The 20,814-nt window shown below is 59.1% G+C and carries 18 protein-coding genes; 5 read left to right on the top strand and 13 right to left on the bottom strand.

Annotated elements, in window-relative coordinates:
- Positions 1-210 precede the first annotated feature (210 nt).
- The 3 genes from ACTG2T_RS15725 to ACTG2T_RS15715 form a co-directional block, all read right to left on the bottom strand.
- Entirely contained in the window at positions 211-1,737 is a 1,527-nt protein-coding gene (locus ACTG2T_RS15725) for a methyl-accepting chemotaxis protein (RefSeq protein ID WP_330125045.1), read from the bottom strand.
- Positions 1,738-1,801: 64 nt separating this feature from the next.
- Complete coding sequence (locus ACTG2T_RS15720) at positions 1,802-2,533, bottom strand: substrate-binding periplasmic protein (RefSeq protein WP_439973796.1); 732 nt, start codon at positions 2,531-2,533, stop codon at positions 1,802-1,804.
- A 551-nt stretch (positions 2,534-3,084) separates the two neighbouring features.
- Positions 3,085-4,323: a uracil-xanthine permease family protein gene (locus tag ACTG2T_RS15715; RefSeq protein WP_005334784.1), complete on the bottom strand. Its 1,239-nt coding sequence runs from the start codon at positions 4,321-4,323 to the stop codon at positions 3,085-3,087.
- A gap of 306 nt (positions 4,324-4,629) precedes the next feature.
- Between ACTG2T_RS15715 and ACTG2T_RS15710 the strand changes: the two genes are divergently transcribed.
- Entirely contained in the window at positions 4,630-6,072 is a 1,443-nt protein-coding gene (locus ACTG2T_RS15710) for a hypothetical protein (protein WP_439973795.1), read from the top strand.
- A complete protein-coding gene (locus tag ACTG2T_RS15705) occupies positions 6,069-6,410 on the top strand; it encodes an RT0821/Lpp0805 family surface protein (protein ID WP_202002041.1) in 342 nt (113 codons plus the stop codon). Before ACTG2T_RS15710 ends, ACTG2T_RS15705 begins: the two co-directional genes overlap by 4 nt.
- An 87-nt stretch (positions 6,411-6,497) precedes the next feature.
- Here the strand turns inward: ACTG2T_RS15705 and ACTG2T_RS15700 are convergent, their stop codons facing one another.
- The gene (locus ACTG2T_RS15700; protein WP_005334789.1) at positions 6,498-8,213 is read right to left on the bottom strand and encodes an NAD-dependent malic enzyme; all 1,716 of its coding nucleotides are present in this window, start codon (positions 8,211-8,213) and stop codon (positions 6,498-6,500) included.
- A 274-nt stretch (positions 8,214-8,487) separates the two neighbouring features.
- Here ACTG2T_RS15700 and ACTG2T_RS15695 point away from each other — a divergent pair, with 274 nt between their 5' ends.
- Complete coding sequence (locus tag ACTG2T_RS15695) at positions 8,488-9,252, top strand: substrate-binding periplasmic protein (protein WP_330125043.1); 765 nt, start codon at positions 8,488-8,490, stop codon at positions 9,250-9,252.
- Between the two features lie 87 nt (positions 9,253-9,339).
- Here ACTG2T_RS15695 and ACTG2T_RS15690 read toward each other — a convergent pair whose 3' ends face one another.
- The 9 genes from ACTG2T_RS15690 to ACTG2T_RS15650 all read right to left on the bottom strand — a co-directional run bounded on the left by ACTG2T_RS15690 (position 9,340) and on the right by ACTG2T_RS15650 (position 18,333).
- Positions 9,340-9,750, bottom strand: coding sequence for a DNA breaking-rejoining protein (locus ACTG2T_RS15690; protein WP_234920528.1), 411 nt, complete (start codon positions 9,748-9,750; stop codon positions 9,340-9,342).
- A 159-nt stretch (positions 9,751-9,909) separates the two neighbouring features.
- On the bottom strand, positions 9,910-10,878 hold the full coding sequence (locus tag ACTG2T_RS15685; protein WP_139407985.1) for a formate dehydrogenase subunit gamma: 969 nt from the start codon (positions 10,876-10,878) through the stop codon (positions 9,910-9,912).
- Complete coding sequence (fdh3B, locus tag ACTG2T_RS15680) at positions 10,875-11,501, bottom strand: formate dehydrogenase FDH3 subunit beta (protein ID WP_005334799.1); 627 nt, start codon at positions 11,499-11,501, stop codon at positions 10,875-10,877. The genes ACTG2T_RS15685 and fdh3B overlap by 4 nt, the downstream gene beginning before the upstream one ends.
- Before the next feature lie 4 nt (positions 11,502-11,505).
- Positions 11,506-14,382 carry a formate dehydrogenase subunit alpha gene (locus tag ACTG2T_RS15675; protein ID WP_330125042.1) on the bottom strand — a complete coding sequence of 959 codons (2,877 nt, stop codon included), beginning with the start codon at positions 14,380-14,382 and terminating at the stop codon, positions 11,506-11,508.
- A 23-nt stretch (positions 14,383-14,405) separates the two neighbouring features.
- The gene (locus ACTG2T_RS15670; RefSeq protein ID WP_041208942.1) at positions 14,406-14,609 is read right to left on the bottom strand and encodes a transcriptional initiation protein Tat; all 204 of its coding nucleotides are present in this window, start codon (positions 14,607-14,609) and stop codon (positions 14,406-14,408) included.
- 101 nt (positions 14,610-14,710) lie between these two features.
- A complete protein-coding gene (locus ACTG2T_RS15665; protein ID WP_330125041.1) occupies positions 14,711-15,328 on the bottom strand; it encodes a TorD/DmsD family molecular chaperone in 618 nt (205 codons plus the stop codon).
- A 9-nt stretch (positions 15,329-15,337) separates the two neighbouring features.
- The gene (locus tag ACTG2T_RS15660) at positions 15,338-17,083 is read right to left on the bottom strand and encodes a 4Fe-4S dicluster domain-containing protein (RefSeq protein ID WP_330125040.1); all 1,746 of its coding nucleotides are present in this window, start codon (positions 17,081-17,083) and stop codon (positions 15,338-15,340) included.
- 103 nt (positions 17,084-17,186) lie between these two features.
- Positions 17,187-17,786: a DUF3306 domain-containing protein gene (locus ACTG2T_RS15655; protein ID WP_330125039.1), complete on the bottom strand. Its 600-nt coding sequence runs from the start codon at positions 17,784-17,786 to the stop codon at positions 17,187-17,189.
- Positions 17,779-18,333: a DUF3305 domain-containing protein gene (locus ACTG2T_RS15650; RefSeq protein WP_159144143.1), complete on the bottom strand. Its 555-nt coding sequence runs from the start codon at positions 18,331-18,333 to the stop codon at positions 17,779-17,781. The genes ACTG2T_RS15655 and ACTG2T_RS15650 overlap by 8 nt, the downstream gene beginning before the upstream one ends.
- 533 nt (positions 18,334-18,866) lie before the next feature.
- Between ACTG2T_RS15650 and ACTG2T_RS15645 the strand changes: the two genes are divergently transcribed.
- Together ACTG2T_RS15645 and ACTG2T_RS15640 are read left to right on the top strand one after the other, a co-directional pair.
- Positions 18,867-19,763, top strand: a complete 897-nt coding sequence (locus ACTG2T_RS15645; protein WP_330125038.1) for a hypothetical protein — start codon at positions 18,867-18,869, stop codon at positions 19,761-19,763.
- 191 nt (positions 19,764-19,954) lie between these two features.
- Entirely contained in the window at positions 19,955-20,812 is an 858-nt protein-coding gene (locus tag ACTG2T_RS15640) for a formate dehydrogenase accessory sulfurtransferase FdhD (RefSeq protein ID WP_330125037.1), read from the top strand.
- Positions 20,813-20,814: the final 2 nt, after the last annotated feature.

The following is a 20,814-nucleotide window of genomic DNA, read 5'->3' as shown; positions in this document are numbered from 1 at the left end:
TCCAGCGCTGTCGGACCGCGTATCGGGCAGAGCATGATGCTGCGAGTTTCGCGTATCGCGGTCACGCCAATCTCAGCTGAACAGTGACATGGGTATGACGAAAAGCGCTGCTGGACAAGGCCCCTTGCCCCTCACTACATCTCGCCACGCCTCAAATTAATGGGAACCGTCCTGCCCCGCAGGATGATCCAACGGGGCGAAGTTAACTGACTAGACCCGAAACTGCTTGAGCAGGGTGTCAAGCTGGGCCGATAGCTGCCGCAGATCACTGCTGGCCTCGGCAACCTTTGCCACTCTGGCTGCACTCTCGCTGTTGAGCGTCGCAATCCGGTTGACGCTATGGCTGACCGCCTCTGCCACCGAGTGTTGTTCTTCCGATGCCTGAGCGATATACATGTTCATCTCGCGGATCAGGCTGACCTGATTTTTAATTTTCTCCACCGATATCTGCACATCTGCCGCCTCGATGCCGGCGCGGGATGCCTTCTCCTGACTCTGTTGCATGCCGGCCCCGACATTCTGGGTCGCTTGCTGCAACCGCTTGATACTGGCGCTGATCTCCTCCGTCGACTGGCGAGTACGGCCCGACAAGGTGCGTACCTCATCCGCCACCACCGCAAAACCGCGCCCCTGATCACCCGCCCGCGCCGCCTCGATGGCCGCGTTGAGGGCAAGCAAATTGGTCTGCTCGGCAATGCCGTTGATCACCTCGATGATGGTGCCAATGCTGCTGCTTTCGGTCGAAAGGGTGCGCATCAGGGTGGCGACTCGCTCCACCTCCCCCACCAGTTGATGGATGGCCTCATTGGCATGGCCCGCCAGATTGTAACCCTGCTCCACATAGAGGTTGGCCTCATCGGTAGCGCCAGAGGTTTTCACCGCGTTACCAGCCACTTCCTGCACAGCCTGACTCATTTCGGTGATGGCGGTGGCGACTTGATCCAGCTCGGATTGCTGGGCGTCACTGCCTACCCGGGTATCTGCCGAGAGGGAGTCACAGAGTTCGGCGGTTTGCAACACACCGGCAGAGAGCTCGTTGATCTCCGCCACCATCTCCTGCAACTTGGCAAGAAAGTGGTTGATGTTGGTGGCCAACGCGCCCATCTCATCCTGACGGCTGATCTTCAGACGCCGGGTCAGATCCCCCTCTCCTTTGGCCAGATCGAATACCGCCTGATTCATCTGGTGAAGCGGCCTGAGCACGTTGCGATGAATCAGCACCATCAGCAGCGCAATGATGCAGAGATCGAGCACAAGGATCTGCCAGACGGTAGTGATCAACTGCTGGCGCAGTTGGGCCTGAATGGCAGCATCACTGGTTTGCACCAGCAATCGGGCCACGGTGTTTTTCTGGCCGCTGTCGTCATAGACCAGGTCATATCCCCCATAGGCAGCGGTATCGGCAGGCATGGCTGTCACAGGGGCAATGCTCCCCGCCGAGTCACGGGCAAACCCGGCCACCAGCTTGTCCTTGTTGACCACCAGCAAAGCACTCAGGATATCGGCAGCCAGCTCGGACTTGAGCGATGCCTCGATGAAGGCCGATTCATAATTCCACAGCGGGCCGGGCAGGGAGAGCTGCAGCCGACCGATGGCCTGTTCGACCAGCGCACTCTGCTTGCTGTAGCTCTCCGCCTTGACGGCGTGGTAGTTGTAACCGCCAAACAACACCAGTAGCAGACTCACCGACAGGGAGGTCAACACGGCAATCCTGAACGTCAGACTTTTCCAATCCATGGTTTCCTCCCGGTTTTACGGCAGCCGGCGCAGTGCCATTGAGCGGCACTTGCTATTGGTACTGTTACTGGTACTTGGCATTGATCTTGTCGATGGTGCCATCTGCCTTCATGGCAGCGAGGATCTCGTTGAGCTTGGTGATGAGCTCATCGGGCGTATCCTTGTTAAACGCCAAGCTCATCTGGGTTTCCTTGAACACGAAGACCGGCTTGGGTGAGGCCACCTTCTCCTTGCTGGCCAGATAGGGGGCCAGATACTGGCCGGTTGCCCAAAGATCGATGCGGCCGGCCTCCAGTTTCTTCACGTTGGCGGTATCGTTGGCGGCCAGCTGCAACTTGGCAAATCCCTGGGCCTTGAGATATTCGGCGGCCGCATCACCGTTATAGCCACCCACCGAATACTGCTTGGCATCTTCCAGCGACTTGACCGTGATATTGGCGGTCGAACTGGAGAAAAATACCCAGTTGTTATTGACCAGCGGCCCTACCCACTTGAACAGTGCTTCCCGCTCCGGAGTGCGGGTCGTGGAGTAGAGGGCGGTATGGGGAGTACCGAGGGTATCTTCGTACGCCCGTTTCCAGGGCATCAGGGTCAGCTTGTATTCGACCCCGGCACGCTTGAACAGCTCTTCGACCACCTCGGTCGACAGCCCGACAATCTTGCCCCCCTCTCCCTGCATGTTGAATGGCGGGTAATCCTCGGTCATCACATTCAGTGGCGCAGCCTGAACAGCGCTTATCGCCATCATGGAAGAGACTGAAAAAATTGCACTTTTCCACAGCAGTTGATAGTTCATTGCAACCTCGCTTTGCTTGCCATTCATCCCTGAACATCCGCCGTTACCGATGGCGGTGCACGTTTGACCCGCAGGGGTCATGCCGGCTTTCACGGCTCGCCACCCACCCATGTGCAGCAGCAAACAGATCCGGATTTTGCCTGTGCGCAACGAAACGCAACCGGCGAGGGAGGCTCACAACAAATCGAGGTGGAAACATGCCAGGGCAGCATGAGGGGAGTGCGGAGTGGGGCGGATAAGCCTCTGCCATACAACAGCGCCGTGGCAAAGAAGAAGCGCATCGTTTTATGACAGGGGTCTGGGAGAGAAATGATATAAAACGCCAACATCCATTTTCCCATACTGCTCGAGGAGACCTCAGAGCCAAACCTGTCCTTTAGCTAAGGTCACGAAAAGAGATACGTCAAATGAGAATGCTAACCCCCTCATCTGCTTCCAGATTAGATTCCAGATGAGCTCCGCCGAGCCAAAAAGTGGCGCGAGATACCCGAAAAACAGAAGGCCACCGCGAGGTGGCCTTCTCCAAATCAACGATAAACGTCTGGTGGAACTCAGTCCTTGGCCGCGTCCATCACACCCTCTTCGGAGTGCGCAGGCAGGATCAGGTTGAGCAGGATGGCGGCAACAGAGGCCAGGCCAACGCCGGCCAGCGCGAAGTCGCCAATCTTCATCTCCAGCGCACCGACACCGACAGTCAGAGTCACGGCGACGATGGCGATATTGCGTGACAGTCCCAGATCCACCTTGGATTCCACCAGCGTCTTGAGACCGATGGCAGCGATGGATCCGAACAGCAGCAGCATGATACCGCCCATCACCGGCATCGGGATGGAGGTGAGCAGCGCATTGAACTTGCCAAAGAAGGCCAGAATGATGGCAAACACCGCAGCCCAGGTCATGGTGACCGGATTGAAGTTGCGGGTGATCATCACGGCACCGGTCACTTCGGCGTAGGTGGTCACAGGGGGGCCACCGATGAAACCGGCGAAGCAGACGCCGATGCCGTCACCGGCCAGCGTACGGTGCAAACCCGGATCCTTGGTGTAATCCTTGCCTGTCACGCCACCAATCGCCAACACGCCACCGATATGCTCGATACAGGGGGCGATGGCTACCGGCAACATGAACAACGCAGCAGCCCAGTTGATCTCCGGGGTTTCGAAGTGGGGCAGCGCCAGCCAGGGGGCGTTCACCATGCCATCGAAACTCACCTGGCCCATGAACACCGCCGAGACATAACCGGCAATCACACCGCACAGGATGGGGATCAGCTTGATCCACCCCTTGCAGAACACAGCTGCAATCAGGGTGACCGCCAGCGAGATACCGGCCAGCGTCAGCGCAGTCCCCGCAGGAACCACCTGCTCACTACCGGCGCGGCCCATCGCCATGTTGCAGGCAACCTGCGCCACAGAAAGACCGATGACCATGATCACCGGGCCAATCACCACCGGGGGCAGCAATTTGTGCACAAACCCCATCCCTTTTGCCCGGATCAGCGCTGCCAGAATGAAATACATGAAACCGGCGGCAAACAGGCCAAACATGGTGGATGGCAATCCCCAGGTCTGGGTGGCGTAGATGATGGGGGCGATGAAGGCAAAGCTGGAACCGAGGAAAATCGGGACCTGGCGGCGGGTGCAGAGCTGGAACAACAGGGTGCCCACACCGGCGCCAAGCAGGGCCATAGAGGGGTTCAGTCCGGTGAGCAGGGGCACCAGAACCATGGCACCGAAGGCGACAAACAGGATTTGCAGCCCGGCGACACTTTGCTTGACTAAGGAAAACATGGATGTCCTTAATTTTTTGATAACTGATGGGGATATTTATCACTTTTCAGTTATCACAAGACTTTTTCAAGGCACAAAATGAACACAAATTCGTCACTTGTTACCTTTTACTGCTTGGGAAGGGCATGAAACTGGCTTTTTAGGCGGTATTCGTTGCTACAAGCATCGAGTATGCGATTTTACGCATTATTGTGACGAACGCCAATCGTTTTTCCATCATGTTTATTGTGTTCATGGTCAAAAATGCCGCCGCCAGGGGCGCGCTCTATACTGGATCCTGTGAATCAAGATGGACAAGGAGTCCCCATGTCACAGCCCCCATTCAAGGCCAGCCAGCGCAGATTGCTTATCGGCTCGGCCATCGCACTCGCCCTGTTTGCGAACCCGTTCAGTTATGATTTCACCCACAATGAGTGGCAAATGAATCAGGCCTATGCCAAGTCCTGCTTTATCGCCGGCACTCGCATCACGATGGCCGATGGCTCCACCCGCCCCATAGAGACGCTCCGGGTCGGTGAACGAGTGCTGGATCAACACGGCGGCAGTAACCGGATCCTGGCGATCGAACGGGTCATACTGGGCAAGCGCAGACTCTACGGGATCAATGATCTGCCCCCGTTCTTTACCGCAGAACACCCTCTGCTGACCACGCGGGGCTGGGCAGCCATCTCACCGGCCATGACCCGAACCGAAAACCCGCAACTGGCGGTGCTGCCGCTATTTACCGGCATGCAGATAATGTGTCGCCCGGCACCTGTTATGGTGACGGGCAATCTGGCCCTGCAATCCCAGCCGGAATTACTGCTGGTTGAGTCACTCTGCTGGATCGAGGCGTCTCCCACTACCGCACTCTTCAATCTGCTGCTCGATGGCAGCCACAGCTACATCGCCAATGAGCTGATCGTTCACAACAAAGATGGCGATGGTGGCAGTGGGGGTAGCAGTGGTGGTGGCGACAGCGGTGGAGGCAGCAACAGCGGCGGTGGCAGCAACAGCGGCGGAGGCAGCAACAGCGGCGGCGGCAGTAACAGCGGTGGTGGCAGCAACAGCGGCGGTGACAGCAACAGCGGCGGTGGCAGCAACAGCGGCGGTGGCAGCGACAGCGATGGGGGCAGCAACAGCGGCGGTGGCAGCGACAGCGATGGGGGCAGCAACAGCGGCGGTGGCAGCGACAGCGATGGGGGCAGCAACAGCGGCGGTGGCAGCGACAGCGATGGGGGCAGCGATGACAGTGGCGGCCAAGGCGAGCATGCCGGCGGAGAGCAGCATGGTGGAGGTGAACGGCATGCTGGTGGAGAAAAACATGCAGGGGGAGAACGCCATGGGGGTGGCCGCGGATTTGGCAATGGCGTTGATGACAACGGTGTAGATACCGTCGATGCCAATAGCAACAAGCTCAGAGGTGACGGCACAATCGATGACAACGGTGTGGATGCTGTCGATGCCAATGGTAACAAGCTCAGAGGCGATGGAACCATCGATGACAACGGCGTGGATGCCGTCGATGCCAACGGCAACAAGCTCAGGGGTGATGGAACCATCGATGACAACGGCGTGGATGCCGTCGATGCCAACGGCAACAAACTCAGGGGCGATGGCACGGTCGATGACAACGGTGTGGATGCTGTCGATGCCAACGGCAACAAACTAAGAGGTGATGGCACGGTCGATGATCGCCAGCAAGTGCTTACCGATGAGCAGGAGCGGGCGCTGCTCAACAACGGTTTTCGCCAACAGGGGCAACCATGATGCGATATCTGTTACCACTCCTCCTGCTCGGCCTCACTGGCTGCGCCACGGTCGACACCCCGCCGCTTTACCATCAGATGGATAAGGCAGATGTTCAACTAGCCAATCAGGCCCTTGCCAAGGCGCTGGAAACCCGCACCAAAGGGCAAAGCCTCACCTGGTTCAATCCGGCTAACCGTCACTCGGGTAGCGTCACCCCGCTACGCACCTTCCGCCATCCCAGTGGGGAGTGGTGCCGCGACTATCGCGAGCAACTCTATATCGGCAAGGCGAGCCAGCAGTGGCAGGATACCGCCTGTCGCAGTCAGCAAGGGCGCTGGCGGCCATTGCGAACTTAGTGAATGCCACGGGGTAAACGAAAGGGGGTAGCAGCGCTACCCCCTTGTCATCTTTACCGACCCGTTATCCGAGCGGTGAATATGCGGTTATACCCGACGATAGGGCAGGTAAACCGGCTCCCACATGTGGTTGAGGATATGCTGCTGCAGATCCTGACCGATCAGCGGGTGGGAGGGATCCCGGCGCACGATATCCTTGAGCACGGCGGTCGCCACATGCACCGAGATGCTGCGCAGCTCGCGAATGCGGGGATAGACGGCCCCTTTCGCCAGGTCAACCTCACTCACGCACTCAGCCAGCGCAAAGGCGGCAGTAGTGAAGACATCGGGTGTGATCTCGCGGAGCTGGCTGACGATGGCCGCCAGACCTACACCGGGGAAGATAAAGACGTTATTGCCCTGCCCGACCCGGAACTCCTGCCCCTCGTAGCTCACGTCCTTGAAGGGACTACCGGTCGCCACGATCGCCTTGCCCTTGCTCCAGCGGTAGATATCCTCCGGCAGCGCTTCACAGTTGGCGGTCGGATTGGAGAGCGGGAACACCATGGGGCGCTCGCAATGCTGCAGCATCAGCTGGATATGCTCTTCCTGGAAGGCACCGCCCGAGCCGCTGGTACCCAACAACACGGTAATGGGTACATGACGCAGCACATCGGCCAGATTAGCCTTGCCGGGTACCTCGGTATCCCAGCCTGCCAGCAGCAGCCCCGGCTTGGCGTAGCGACGCTTGTACTCGTCAAGCCCGTCCCGGTTGTCGCACACCAGCCCCTGGGTATCCAGAATGTAGATGCGATCGCGGGCCGCCTGCGGATCCATCCCCTCGCGGATCATCCCCGCGCAGATCTGATCCGCGACGCCAACCCCACCGGCGCCAGCGCCATAGACCAGATAGTTCTGCTGGCCCAGGGTCTCCCCCTTGACCTTGACCGCGCCGATGATACCGGCCAGCACCACGGCACCGGTGCCCTGAATATCATCGTTGAATGACGGCAGTGACTGCTGGTAGCGGGCCAGATTGTTGAAGGCATTGGATTTGCTGAAGTCTTCCCACTGCAGCACGGCATTGGGGAAATGGCGCTTGACCCCCTGCACGAACTTGTCGATGAACTCCTCGTACTCCTTGCCGCGAATACGCTTGTGGGGGCGGCCCAGATACATGGGATCGTCGAGCAGTTTCTGGTTGTCGGTGCCCACATCCAGCGCGATGGGCATGCAGCAGGCGGGGTGAATACCTGCCCCCAAGGTATAGAGCGCCAGCTTGCCGATGGGGATCCCCATACCACCTACACCCTGGTCGCCGATCCCCAGAATGCCCTGGCTGTCGGTGACGACTATGATGCGGATCGATTTGGCATCGAAGTGGCGGGCCTGACTGCCCATGTCATCCACGTTGTCCGGGGTGATGTAGAGGCCGCGCGGCTTCTGGAAGCGGTGGCTGAACTCCTGACACGCCTTGCCCACGGTCGGGGTATAGATGTAGGGAGTCATCTCCTCCACATGGCGTGACAACAGGGCATAGAAGAGAGTCTCGTTGCGATCCTGCAGGGCACGCAGGTTCTGGTACTTCTCGATATCGCTGCAAGCGCTCTTGAACCCCTCATACACTCGCTCGAGCTGGGCTTCAAAAGTTTGCACCTGAGGCGGCAGCAAACCATCGAGATCAAAATCGGCCCGCTCCTGTTCGGTGAAGGCCGTGCCCTTGTTGAGGTATCGATTGTTAAGCAGATCAGTGCCGGTCAGTGCAACGGGGCGAAAATCCTGTCCCTGTGCATCTTTCCACAGCAGATATTGTCCGGTAGCCATAGTCATTCTCTTTGATTTACGTGAAATTGCCGTTCGGCAGGAGAGCAAGACTCATAATGAAATCAATCATATGACGTTTACTCGATCGGTTTTGTGAGCTTGGGCATACCCTGCGGCCAAAATAGGCGCCCGGCGACCCTGGCGAGACAAATATCCACGGCAAGGAATGAGACTCATGTTAGCATTGCGGGCAACCCAGCCCCTTTCACCGCATCACAGCCGGGAGTGATCTGATGCCCTCGCATCTGCCAGCCTGCGTCCCCTTCTTTCAGCCATGCGCCTGATCCCGCTGCTTGCTCTGTGGTTGTTTCTGACCTGCCAGTCGGCTCTCGCCGCACCGGGCCGGGTACTCAACATCATCGTGGGTGAATGGCCCCCTTTCGTCTCCGAGCAGTCAAAACAGCACGGGCCAGTGGCCCACCTCATCAGCGATCTGTTCAAGGAGGCGGGCTATGAGGTGAAGTTCCACTTCGCCCCCTGGGGTCGGGTCTATTCGCTGGCGGCCAATAGCCAGCTCTACGATGCCACCGCCGTCTGGATGCACAAACCGGAGCGGGAGCAGGATTTTCTGTTTAGCGAAGCGGTGCTGCAGGAGCAGTTTGTCTTCTTCTCCCTCAAATCACGGCAGCTGCAGGCCGAGCGCCTTGAGCAGATCATCGGCATGCGGTTGGGGGGCGATATCGCCTATAGCTACGGGCCCGAGCTGGACAAAATGGTGGCCGATGGCAAGGTAAGCCAGCAGCGGGTTACCGACGTGAAGCAGAATTTCGGCAAGCTGCTGCGCGGACGGATCGACCTCTATCCGCAAGAGCTGCGAGTCGGTTTGGCCGAGTTGCAGAGCCAGCTCGACCCCGCCAGCGCGGCACTCATCACCCACAGTCAGACCCCTTTTCTGCGCAACGACAGCTTCGTGATGTTCCCACGCAAGATGCCGGATTCAGCCAAACTGCGGGATCAGTTCAATCAGCAGTTGCAGCAGGCCATCGCCAGCGGACGTTATCAGCGCTACTTCGAACGGCTTTCCCGGGGGGACTATTAACCTTGGCGAGGCAAAAACAGAGGGGATAAAACAACGGTGGCGGCCCTTTGTGGCCGCCACCTCTGTGATGCTTGTCAGCTGCTGGCATTAGCCGCTGATGCCCACCTCCAGCTTGAACGGCGTCTTGGCCTTGCTGCTCTCGGCCGCCCCCATCTGGTAGACCCGAATGGTATAAGTGCCCTTGGCGGGCAGGGTCGCCTCAAAGTTGTTCCCTTCCGTAGAGCCGATAAACATCGCCTCCCCCTTGCTGCCCGGCGGCAGAATATTGAAGTAGGGCTTGCCGGTCAGGATCACCACCATGCTCTGGCCCTTGTTGGCCGTCAGCTTGTAATCGAGGGTCTGGCTACCTTGAATGGTGCCGTTGATGGTTGCCCCTGACTCCCCTTTTTTGAACTGTACCTGCTGGGTCTTGATCCCGTCAGCCGCCTGCGCCACGCCCGCAATACCACCGAAGAGCGCAGATGCACATACCGCTGCCAGCCATGTTTTTCTCATCATTTGTCATCCCTTGTGTGAATGGACCCCCTGTTACTGTTGCTCAAGGTGGCCCAAAAAACCATCGCCGTTTGCGGCATCGCTCAATCAATTTGCCATCACCATCGACCCGCCATCAAAAGGGGCGCCTCAGCGCCCCTTCCCTTTACTCTTTGTCGACCATCATGATTTACCCGCCTTGGGCTCATCGAGAGTGTGCTTCACCTCTTCATACCAGAGGTCGTGGTGCTCCTTGGCCCAGGTCTCGTCCACCTCGCCGGTCACCATCCCCTCCAGCGCCCCTTCCAGCTGGAACAGGCCCATATAGATATGGAAGATAAAGCCGCAGATAAGGATCAAGGCGCCTACGATATGGATGAAGCTGGCCCACTCCATCTGACGGCGCAGCTGGCCGAAGATGGGGAAGTCGAGGAACAGCCCGGTCGCCACCACAATGCCGCCAAACCAGATCAATAGCCAGAAGATCGCCTTCTCGCCGCCGTTGGAGAAGCCCGCCGAGGGGTGGCTTCCCTTGTGCTTGCCAAGCATGCCGCCAAACTTCATGAACCACTGCACATCCACCATGTTGACGATGTTGTGGCGGAACCACTTGATGAGCACCCCCATCAGGCAGAGGAAGAAGAGCGGCCCCACGTAGTTGTGGAACACCTTGGCAAACCAGATCCAGTTCTCCCACACCCCGAGGCTCACCACCGGCTTGATGAAGTACTTGCCGTAGATGATGGCCAGCCCCGATCCGGAGAGGGTCAGGAACATGGCCGCCGTGGTCCAGTGCAGCGCCCGATCCAGCCGGCTCCAGCGCTTGAGCTTGCGCCCGGTGCGCGGTTTGGAGAGCTTGGTCTGCCCCACCACCAGGTACATCAGACCGCACATGGCGAGCGACCCAAAGATAGCGATGGCACCGAGCGGCGACACCCACTTGGTCTTCACCTCGAACCAGAGCTGGCCCGGCACCGAGATAAGCACTCCGTGCTCCGGCGAGCGGGAGGTGGTCACCCCCTCCTGCCCATCCTTCACCGCCCGCCAATAATCGGCACCGGCAAAGCCGACCGCCTCTTTCTCGGCATCGGCGAAACTTGCGGTACTCACCAGCAGCAGGGCAGCAAACAGGGCCATTAGCCAGGTTTTCATGCCGCCCCTCCCTGCTTGTTCAGCTTGCTGGCATCGTGGAACAGCTCATCGCCATTACCCCAAGCCGCATCCTTGGCACCGCGATAGGCAACCCGCTCGCGGAAGATGTCGGAGATCACCTGCGCATCCCCCGCCAGCAGCGCCTTGGTGGAGCAGAGCTCGGCACACATGGGCAGCTTGCCCTCGGCGATGCGGTTGGCCCCGTACTTCTGGCGCTCCGCTTCGCTGTGATCCTCTTCCGGGCCACCGGCGCAGAAGGTGCACTTGTCCATCTTGCCCCGATCGCCAAAGGCGGCGGTCTTCGGAAACTGGGGCGCCCCGAACGGGCAGGCAAACAGGCAGTAGCCGCAACCGATGCAGAGATCCTTGTTGTGCAGCACTATGCCGTCGTCGGTGTGATAGAAGCAGTCGGCCGGGCAGACAGCCATGCAGGGGGCATCGGTGCAGTGCATGCAGGCGACCGAGATGGAGGTCTCCCCCGGCAGGCCGTCGTTGAGGGTCACCACCCGGCGGCGCTGGATGCCCCACTCGAGGGCATCGTCGTTCTCGTTCTTGCACGCCGTCACACAGCCGTTGCACTCGATGCAGCGCTTGGTGTCACACATGAATTTCATTCTGGCCATGGGATCAGGCTCCTACTTTGCGAAAACGGCACAGGGTGACCTTGGTCTCCTGCATCTGGGTGACCGGGTCATAGCCATAGGTGGTGACTATGTTGACCGACTCCCCCAGCACATAGGGATCAGACCCTTCCGGATATTTGGATCGCAGATCCTTGCCCTCGAAGTGGCCGCCGAAGTGGAACGGCATAAAAGCGAGCCCCGGCTTGACCCGCGGGGTCACCAGCGCCTTCACCTTGACCCTGCCCCCTTCCGGCCCCTCGACCCACACATCCTGACCGTCGCGCACGCCGACGTCGTTGGCATCCGCCGGGTTCATTTCGACGAACATCTCCTGCTGCAATTCAGCCAGCCAGGGGTTGGAGCGAGTCTCGTCGCCGCCCCCCTCGTACTCCACCAAACGACCGGAGGTGAGGATGATCGGGAACTCCTTGCTGACGTCCTTCTCCTGCACCGAGGCGTACTGGGTCGGCAGGCGCCACAGGCTCTTGGCATCGGGCCAGGTGGCGTAGTCGGCCAGCAAGTCGCGGCGCGGGGTGTAGAGCGGCTCGCGGTGCTTGGGCACCTGATCCGGGAAGGTCCACACCACGCAGCGCGCCTTGGCGTTGCCATAGGGGACAAAGCCATGCTTGATGGCGACCCGCTGGATACCGCCGGAGAGATCGGTCTTCCAGTTCTTGCCCTCGGCCTCTTTCTTCTCGGCCTCGGTCAGCTCATCCCACCAGCCAAGCTGTTTCATCAGGTCGGCAGTGATCTCGGGATAACCGTCTTCCACCTCGCTCCCTTTCGGCCAGGAGTCTTCGGCGAGCAGCGAGACGCCCTGATACTCGATGCCGAAACGGGCGCGGAAACCGCCGCCCCCTTCCGATACCGGAATGCTGGTGTCGTAGAGGATGTGGCTGCCGGGGTGTTTCATCTCAGGGGTGCCCCAGCAGGGCCACGGCAGACCGTACACTTCGCCACTGACCGGGCCACCTTCGGCCTTGAGGTTGGTCTTGTGGAAGGTGTGCCAGTTCTGCTGGTGTGCCTTGAGCCGCTCCGGGCTCTGGCCGGTGTAGCCCACGCTCCACATACCGCGGTTGTACTCGCGGGTGATGTCTTCCAGCAGTGGCTGGTTGTTCTCAACCTTGATGTGTTTGAACAGCTGGTCGGCAAAGCCGAGCTTCTTGCTCAGCAGATACATGATCTCGTGGTCGACCTTGGATTCGAACAGGGGCTCGATCACCTTGTCGCGCCACTGCATGGAGCGGTTGGTGGCGGTAACGGAACCATAGGTTTCGAACTGGGTGGTGGCCGGCAGCAGGTAGACGCCGTCGGTGCGATCGTTCATCACCGAGGCGACGGTGGGATACGGGTCGACAATCACCATCATGTCGAGCTTTTGCATCGCCTTCTTCATCTCGGGGCCGCGAGTCTGGGAGTTGACCGCATGGCCCCAGTAGAACATGGCGCGGATATTGGAACCCTGCTCGATGAGATCGGCATTCTCCAGCACCCCGTCCACCCAGCGGGAGACCGGAATGCCGTTGTTGTTCATCGGCAGCTTGCCGTTGTAGGCCTTATTGTCAAAACGCGCCTTGATCCACTCGTAATCGACATCCCACACCCGGGCCCAGTGCTTCCAGGAGCCCTCTTCCAGCCCGTAGTAACCGGGCAGGGAATCGGAGGTGACGCCAAAGTCGGTGGCGCCCTGCACGTTGTCGTGACCGCGGAAGATGTTGGTGCCCGCCCCGCTCTTGCCCACGTTGCCGAGGGCCAGTTCGAGGATGCAGTAGGCACGGGTATTGTTGTTGCCGGTGGTGTGCTGGGTCCCGCCCATGCACCAGACCACGCAGCCGGGGCGGTTGTCGGCCAGCAGCTTGGCGGCGCCATGAACCTGCTGTTCATTGAGGCCGGTTACCCGCTCAACTTCCGCCGGGGTCCAGCGCGCCACCTCTTTTTGCACCTCGTCCATGCCGTAGACGCGGGTGCGGATGAACTCCTTGTCTTCCCAGCCGTTCTTGAAGATGTGCCAGAGTATGCCCCAGATAAAGGCGACGTCGGTACCCGGACGCAGGGAGAGGTACATGTCCGCCTTGGCGGCGGTGCGGGTGCGACGCGGGTCGACCACCAGGATCTTGCAGCCGTTGCGCTCTTTCGCCAGCAGGATGTGCTGCATGGCGACCGGGTGGGCCTCCGCCGGGTTGGAGCCGATAAACATGATCGACTTGCTGTTGTGCATGTCGTTCAGGCTGTTGGTCATGGCGCCGTAGCCCCAGGTGTTGGCTACGCCTGCGACCGTGGTGGAGTGGCAGATGCGCGCCTGGTGATCCACGTTGTTGGTGCCCCACAGGGACGCCATCTTGCGAAACAGGTAGGCCTGCTCGTTGGAGTGCTTGGCAGAGCCGAGCCAGTAGACGCTGTCGGGGCCGGACTCCTTGCGAAGACGCAGCACCTCGTTGCCCACCTCTTCGATAGCCTGATCCCAGCTGATGCGCTGCCACTTGCCGCCCACCAGCTTCATCGGGTACTTGAGGCGACGCTCACCGTGGCCGTGCTCGCGCAGGGCCGCCCCTTTGGCGCAGTGACCGCCAAGGTTGAAGGGGTGATCGAATGCTGGCTCCTGACCGGTCCAGACACCGTTCTGCACCTCGGCATAGACGCCGCAGCCCACCGAGCAGTGGGAGCAGATGGTGCGCTTCACCTCGACCGGCACCTCGGCCGCCACGGTTTTGGCCTCGGCACGCTGCATCATGGCAGGGGCCAGCCAACCGGCTGCCACGGCGCCACCGGCCACCAGACCCGAGTTGACCATAAAGGCGCGGCGGGTCAGCCCCTGACCGCGAATGGCCTCATTGCCCTGCTCGCCCGCCTGGGGCTGCTCGGCACGTTTCGTCAGTTTCATGAGTTCTCCTTCACTGATCCGGCTCAGTCGGTGCCGCGCAGGGTGCGATAAAAGTCGTGAACATGGGGGGTCTCCCGATAGCCCTGATCAGGCTTGGTATCGTGGGTCAGCGCCTCTTTGCTCACCACCCGACCGGCAGCACCGGCCAGCACGCCTATGGTGGCGACCACGCCAACTCCCTTGATCAGATTGCGGCGAGACGGGTCTTTCAGCTTTTCATCGCTCATTCTTGTGACCTCTGTTGTTGTTCTTGCCGGCGCCTGCGCGCCAGCTTCGCGTCCAATGGGATATCTCGTCTGCTCGTCTTGTTGTGGGTGGATAAGGGCGTTCAGCCCGGCACCACGCAGGCGCCAAACGGCAGGCGCATTTCGTTTTCCAGTTTGAAGAAATCTTCGGCAAGGGCGCCGACCGCCCGGTAGAAGCTGCCCCCTTTCGCCTGTTGCTGATCGCGGCAGCAGGCGAGTACCCAGGGGGCAAGGTGGCGCTCATAGAAGCGGTTGCGATCCGGGTGTTGCTCGGCAATCAGTACCGCCATCACCTCGCAGAGGGCGGCGAGGTGATCTTCCGGCTCGCACACTCCGCTCTGGCGCTCGAAACCAAGCGACTGCAGGTCTGCGCGCAGCACCGCCAGCGGCAACTCCATCAATGAGCCGGTGAGATACCAGGAGGCAAACGGCACGATCTCCCCGCGCCCCAGCCCGATAAAGAGATCCTGATACTCCTCGGCAAGCTCGTTTTCGTGGTGGATGCTGGCCGCCAGCTGCACCAGCCCCAGCCCTCTGGCAAAGGGGCCCGGCATAGCCTGCAACCCTTGCAGCCAGGCGAGCTGTTCGCCACGGGGGGCGGCGCGCCAGAGGCTCGCCAGCAGGGCGTAGAGATCGGCGCTGCTCTGTTCCAGTTCGGTCATGGTCAGTTCGCCAGCCTTTTCGTTCTGTTGTTCACTCATCACTGGCCCTCACACCTTGAGCTGGGAGACGGGATCCGCCGCCAGCGCCGCAAACACATCCTTGACCCGGCAATCCTCACACATCAGCAACCGCTGGGCGGCCTCGTTCTGGAAGTGGGAGTGACCGGCCAGTTTTTGCTGGATGCGTCGGATCATCGAGGCAGGGGCGAACGGCTTACCGCAGCGAATACAGCAGGCGGCCTCTTCGGCCTTGAGGCTCTGCACGGCGCGGCGCGCCTCGGGCACAGGCTGCAAGCGGGGCACCAGCACGATGGCCTGCTCGGGGCACGCCTTTTCGCACATGCCGCACTGGATACAATCCTGCTCGATAAAATTGAGGCCCGGCGCATGGCCCACCGCATGCAGGGCGCGGCTCGGGCAGACCGCCACGCAGCCCATGCAGAGGGTGCAGTCAGCGTCTTTCAGCTCCACGCTGCCGTATGGAGCGCCATGAGGCACCGCCAGCGGCTCACGGCTCCCCTCGTTGGCCTGCCAGAGGGCATCGAAGGCGGCAAACAGGTTCTCCCGTTTGTCCCCTTTAAGCGGCTTCTCCAGCAGGGCAACGGTTGGCTGGCCGGAAATCGGCTTATCTAGTTCGGCATCCGGGTTAAACAGGGCGATGCGATCGGCAGAGAGACCCGCGCCCGCCAGCAGCACGGCGGCGCTCGCCAGCTCCCGCTCAACCAGCGCATGGACGCTTGCAGGGGCATCGTCGCCCAGCGCAATGCGCACCGAGCTGGCACCATAGGCGAGGGCGGCAAACCAGCTCTCGATGCCTAAACTCGCGCTCTCCTCCACCCTGACCGGCAGCCAGTTGGCGGGCAGGCGGGCGAGCTCGGCTTCCACCCATTCGCGCTCGTTTTCACCGGCGATCAGCAGTCGAGGCGCTTCGCCGCCCGCCTCCCGGTAGTGCTTCAGCAATCGGAACAGGTAGTCGCCGCTGGTGTTGGCATCGGGCTGGTGATAGGCAATCGCCCCGGTCGGACAGGCAGAGGCACAGCTGCCAAAGCCCTGACAGAGATGGGGATCGATCTGGATGCGACCATTGATGGGCTTGAGGGCATCGGTCGGGCAAACATCGAGGCAGCGGCTGCAACCTGGCACGCCTCGGGCGGTAAAGGCGCAGGCCTCGGGGTCGAGGCGAAAATAGCGCGGTTTGTCGAAGATGCCGGTCAGCGCACCGAGTTCGGCAAGCCGTTCGGCCAGCCCTTGGTCATCAAAGAGATGCAGATAACCGACCGGCGGACGCTCCAGCGCAAAGAGCGGGGCGCGGCCCAGATCGGCCACCAGATCGAAGCGCGGTTCGCCATTTGCAGCGGCCTGCTGAGTAAAACAGAGCGCCGCCAGATTAACCCGCTCACCCTGACCATTGAGGCCGGTGAGCTGGAACTGCCCCAGATACCCTGTCAGGCTCGGCTCGCGCAGGGTCAGGGCCGCTAGGGATGCGGTGGCATCAAAAATGGTTTCGAGATCGGCCGCCTCGGCATCGTGGACCGCTTCGCTCACCAGCAGGGTGGGCTTCACCCCGGCGGGCAGCAGGCTGGCGGCGCGGCGAATACGATCTTCCGGGCCGACCAGCAGCAATCGCCCCTGACTCTGGTAAGAGACAGTGGCCGGGATCAGGTTATCGGTCTTGACCGTATGCTGCAGGGCATAGGCGCGAGCGCGCGCGTTATGCGCGGCCGCCCCCGCCCCATGGGCAAGATTGGAGGCTAGATTTGGGGCCAGATTTGGCAATGTTTGTTCAGTGCTCACATACACTCCTGCGCGCGCCACCTCATGGGATGGGCGCTTGTTGGTAAGCCGAGAGAGCAAGAGGCGAGCCAACTCCCCCGGAAAAAAAGTGACTGACAGGGAGTCAGGATCCTGAGGGTTCCATTCCCCCACCTTTGGTTGGGACATTTTGTCCACCAGAGGAAACCAAAATGTCCCGATCGTCGGTGTGGGTTTGAGAATGGTTATCAGCCAGCGCGGGCGGCTCGGCGGCAGGTTCGCTGGCAAGCGCCACCAGTTCAGCGGATCCGGTTGGCGGATTGGTCGATTCGCTCTCCGGGGCGGTCACCTGATCCACCAGCCAGTTGCGCAGCCCGGCGGTCAGGGCCGCGGGCAGCAATTCGGGCTGGCTGAAATCCTGGGTGTAGTCGTCGAGCCCATCCGGCTTGTGGCTGCGAAACATGGCCCGCAGCGCCTCCCTGTCGGGGAGTTTGGCCTTGCCCGGCTGGGCTGTTGTTAGCGGCGGTTCGCCACTCTCGGCCCCTTCAACGGCAAGGGGTTCACTGCTCCCCTTGTCAGTGCTGACTACGGGGCTATCGAGCGTAGAATCTGGAGTTTCAGCTTCGCAACTGCCTTCGATGGGGGCGGCAACTGCCTCGGGGATAACCTCTTCCCTCGGCTGCAATACCTGATGCTTGCGCGCCTCACTCTTGCGAGACGACCAGCGCTTGAGGAACTCACTCATGGGCGCGATTTCCGCTGTCGCTGCCACGCTCGCGGCCATCGGGGCCGGTGGCTTTGACGGCGCCGCAGCTGGCTTGATCTACCGTATCGACACCCAGCTGATCCTGCGCCCGCCCCTTGCCCTTCTTGCCCTTGCGACGGGCCTCCAGCAGCTCGCCGTGACGGCCGATAAAGGCCTCCACCCAGGCTTGCAGCGCCTCGGGCAGCGGGCAGGAGAGCACCTGCCGCTCGCCATCCATATAGGCGGCGGCCACGGTCTGGCTCAGGGTCAGGCCATCGGCCACAAAGCCACTGTCCACGCGGCTTCCGGTGACAAAGAGGCGGGGCGAGCCGGAGCTCAAATTGAAGCGATAATCCCCCCGCTCATCGCGAAACAGGGTAAGGGGCAAGGCACCGGCAGCCTCGGGCTCGGCGGGATGGAGCGCCGCAATCTCGAAACGGCGGCTCTGCCAGCGGCCAACCTGGCTGTCGATGGCCTTTAACTCCAGTTGCAGCCAGCGCTGCGGGGAGAGGGGTTTGGTTGTCTCTTGCACTGTCACGGCTCCCATCAGAAGGTCTCTGCCGGGCCGCCCTCCCCCGTGATCCACCCCGTTCGGGGCGGATCAGAGCAGGACATTCAGGGCGGCCACGGCCATCAAGGGGTAAGACATAGCAAGAGTGGGGCCAATGCCGGTTTGGTAGCTGATGGGGGCTTTGATGCGGGTTGGGTCGTCGTGCGGGATATGGGTTGGCACAGGGTAGGTTGGTGCTGAGCACAGCGAAGCTCAACATGCGGCCTAAACCCCATCAACATGTGCTGGAGCAAGGGGATGACAATAATCGAATAAGCCTGAATTATCCGATTATTACCTTGACAAAAATGTTCGCGGTAAATGTTGAATCTCAGTTCGAGATAAAACTTGGAACAATATGTAAATATATTTGTAAAAGTCTGTCTGGTTGACAAACCACAAATAAGTAATTTATCATTACCGGATTTTCACCATATTCTAAATAACTAATGAAAAAACATTTTTGCATTTCATTTGTCATTAATTCACTCCTCAGGCTAACATTTAAGCAAAATAATAATGAGATTGATATGAACTCAATAGTTACAGCTAAGGCATTATCAAATGAACATGAGTTCGCAGGGCGTACCTGGCATTATGATTTTAGGATTTTAAGCAAGGATCTTGATGAAAAGAAATGTCAGAAGGTCGCAGGAAGTTTATTAAATCGCTACTCCGTACTAACCAAGGACTGGGATAGTAATAAAAACTCAGAATGGTTATGCAGAACATATTTATCTGCCAAAATGATAATGACAGCAACCTTGCAGCTAAATGCAATTGAATATTCAAAGGAAAAGAATTTAAGATTGGTGATACCCTACTTAGCCTATTACTCCTTGCTTTCTTTATTGAGAGGAATTGTCTACACGTTACCAGAGGTTGAATGGGAAAATGGCGGATTAGTTACCATTGGTCACAAAAGGGCCATTGATTTAGCGTTTAATCATATTTCAAATATTGATAGAGATAAATCAAAAAAAATTAAGGATTTTTGCCTTAAGGTGAAAGCGTATAGAGAACTAATTTCATATCGTTCTCCATCTTCTGGCGATTTGAATATTGGTTCAATAGACCAGATTAAAGAAATCACAACTCTTCTTTGTGAAGTTGCCCAGTTTAACTCTGAACTCCTAGAGTCATCCATTGTAAAAAATGCAAATCCACAATCATTTGTATTTTTAGACAGCTATATAACTTCGCTATCTAAATGTAAGATTGAAGGTGAATTGTTTTTTGATAAAGAAGATGCGTATAGGCTCGACTATTTGAAAAGAAAACACCCTCGTTCACCTAACATACTTCATATTATGACAGAAGGGCATGTTGAAGACTTTTTTGGTTCATGGGCATCTAACAGTGAAGAAATAAACGAGAATGAATTTGATCCAGACACTAATTGGCAGTTAATTTTTGATATTCCATGAACATAGCTACTTATTGCTCAATAATATACATACCCACCATACAACACTAAAAAATATTTATTTACGAAGAGATAATCCAAGGTTTTTACAACTATATAAGTGATTATTTCGACTCTCTTTCACCTATCAACTTGGAACAAAACTTGCTGTGCCCCTCCCCTTAGATCCCGGCAACCGGTCGCGAGGGGCCCATGACACCGACCTTTATCAAAAGCAATGCAGCCGCCCAGCTCACCATGGCCGTCGAGGTGATGGATGAACAGGGCACGATGAACACCCGCCAAATCGCCTGTGAGCGGCCACTGACGGTCTACCTCAACTGGAAGGAGATAGTAACCCTGATGACGCTGGGGGCCCGCCCCGAGGCGCTGGTGCTGGGTTATCTGAAAAATCAGGGCTTTATCGAGGATATTGCGGCCATCGAGTCGGTTATCGTCGACTGGGAGAGCGAGGCCGCCGCCGTGGTAAGCAGCCAGCAGGCAGCCGATCTCGACAAGGCGCTGGAGAAGAAGACGGTCACCTCCGGCTGTGGCCAGGGCACCATGTATGGCAGCGTGATGAAGAAGCTCGAAGGGGTGGTCTTGGCGGCGCCCGAACTTAAACAGAGCACCCTCTACGCCCTGCTCAAGGCGCTGTCGGCCCATAACGAAACCTACAAGATGGCCGGTGCCGTCCATGGCTGCGCCATCTGTCGCGGCGCGGAGATCCTCTCCTTTGTCGAGGATGTGGGGCGCCACAATGCGGTGGATACCCTGGCGGGCGAGCTATGGATGCGCGGCGAGAGTGGCCACGACAAGATCTTCTACACCACGGGGCGGCTCACCTCGGAGATGGTGATCAAGGTGGCGCAGATGGGCATTCCGGTGCTGCTGTCGCGCTCCGGCGTCACCCAGATGGGGCTGGATCTCGCCCGCCAGCTCGGCATCACCATGATTGCCCGCGCCAAGGGGCGCCACTTCGAGGTATTCAGCGGCCACGACCATATGGTGCTGGACGAGAAGCCGCCGGTGCTGGCGCCCAGTCCGGCTGGTCGCGGGATGCGGGATTAAAC

The organism is Aeromonas sp. 75A, from assembly GCF_051919425.1.
Classification (GTDB): domain Bacteria; phylum Pseudomonadota; class Gammaproteobacteria; order Enterobacterales; family Aeromonadaceae; genus Aeromonas; species Aeromonas veronii.
This window is presented reverse-complemented; position numbering and strand designations above follow the sequence as displayed.

Coding starts and splice junctions, on each gene's coding strand:
- ACTG2T_RS15725 (WP_330125045.1), bottom strand. CDS start 1,737: ATGGATTGGAAAAGTCTGACGTTCAGGATTGCCGTGTTGACCTCCCTG.
- ACTG2T_RS15720 (WP_439973796.1), bottom strand. CDS start 2,533: ATGAACTATCAACTGCTGTGGAAAAGTGCAATTTTTTCAGTCTCTTCC.
- ACTG2T_RS15715 (WP_005334784.1), bottom strand. CDS start 4,323: ATGTTTTCCTTAGTCAAGCAAAGTGTCGCCGGGCTGCAAATCCTGTTT.
- ACTG2T_RS15710 (WP_439973795.1), top strand. CDS start 4,630: ATGTCACAGCCCCCATTCAAGGCCAGCCAGCGCAGATTGCTTATCGGC.
- ACTG2T_RS15705 (WP_202002041.1), top strand. CDS start 6,069: ATGATGCGATATCTGTTACCACTCCTCCTGCTCGGCCTCACTGGCTGC.
- ACTG2T_RS15700 (WP_005334789.1), bottom strand. CDS start 8,213: ATGGCTACCGGACAATATCTGCTGTGGAAAGATGCACAGGGACAGGAT.
- ACTG2T_RS15695 (WP_330125043.1), top strand. CDS start 8,488: ATGCGCCTGATCCCGCTGCTTGCTCTGTGGTTGTTTCTGACCTGCCAG.
- ACTG2T_RS15690 (WP_234920528.1), bottom strand. CDS start 9,750: ATGATGAGAAAAACATGGCTGGCAGCGGTATGTGCATCTGCGCTCTTC.
- ACTG2T_RS15685 (WP_139407985.1), bottom strand. CDS start 10,878: ATGAAAACCTGGCTAATGGCCCTGTTTGCTGCCCTGCTGCTGGTGAGT.
- fdh3B (WP_005334799.1), bottom strand. CDS start 11,501: ATGGCCAGAATGAAATTCATGTGTGACACCAAGCGCTGCATCGAGTGC.
- ACTG2T_RS15675 (WP_330125042.1), bottom strand. CDS start 14,382: ATGAAACTGACGAAACGTGCCGAGCAGCCCCAGGCGGGCGAGCAGGGC.
- ACTG2T_RS15670 (WP_041208942.1), bottom strand. CDS start 14,609: ATGAGCGATGAAAAGCTGAAAGACCCGTCTCGCCGCAATCTGATCAAG.
- ACTG2T_RS15665 (WP_330125041.1), bottom strand. CDS start 15,328: ATGAGTGAACAACAGAACGAAAAGGCTGGCGAACTGACCATGACCGAA.
- ACTG2T_RS15655 (WP_330125039.1), bottom strand. CDS start 17,786: ATGAGTGAGTTCCTCAAGCGCTGGTCGTCTCGCAAGAGTGAGGCGCGC.
- ACTG2T_RS15650 (WP_159144143.1), bottom strand. CDS start 18,333: ATGGGAGCCGTGACAGTGCAAGAGACAACCAAACCCCTCTCCCCGCAG.
- ACTG2T_RS15645 (WP_330125038.1), top strand. CDS start 18,867: ATGAACTCAATAGTTACAGCTAAGGCATTATCAAATGAACATGAGTTC.
- ACTG2T_RS15640 (WP_330125037.1), top strand. CDS start 19,955: ATGACACCGACCTTTATCAAAAGCAATGCAGCCGCCCAGCTCACCATG.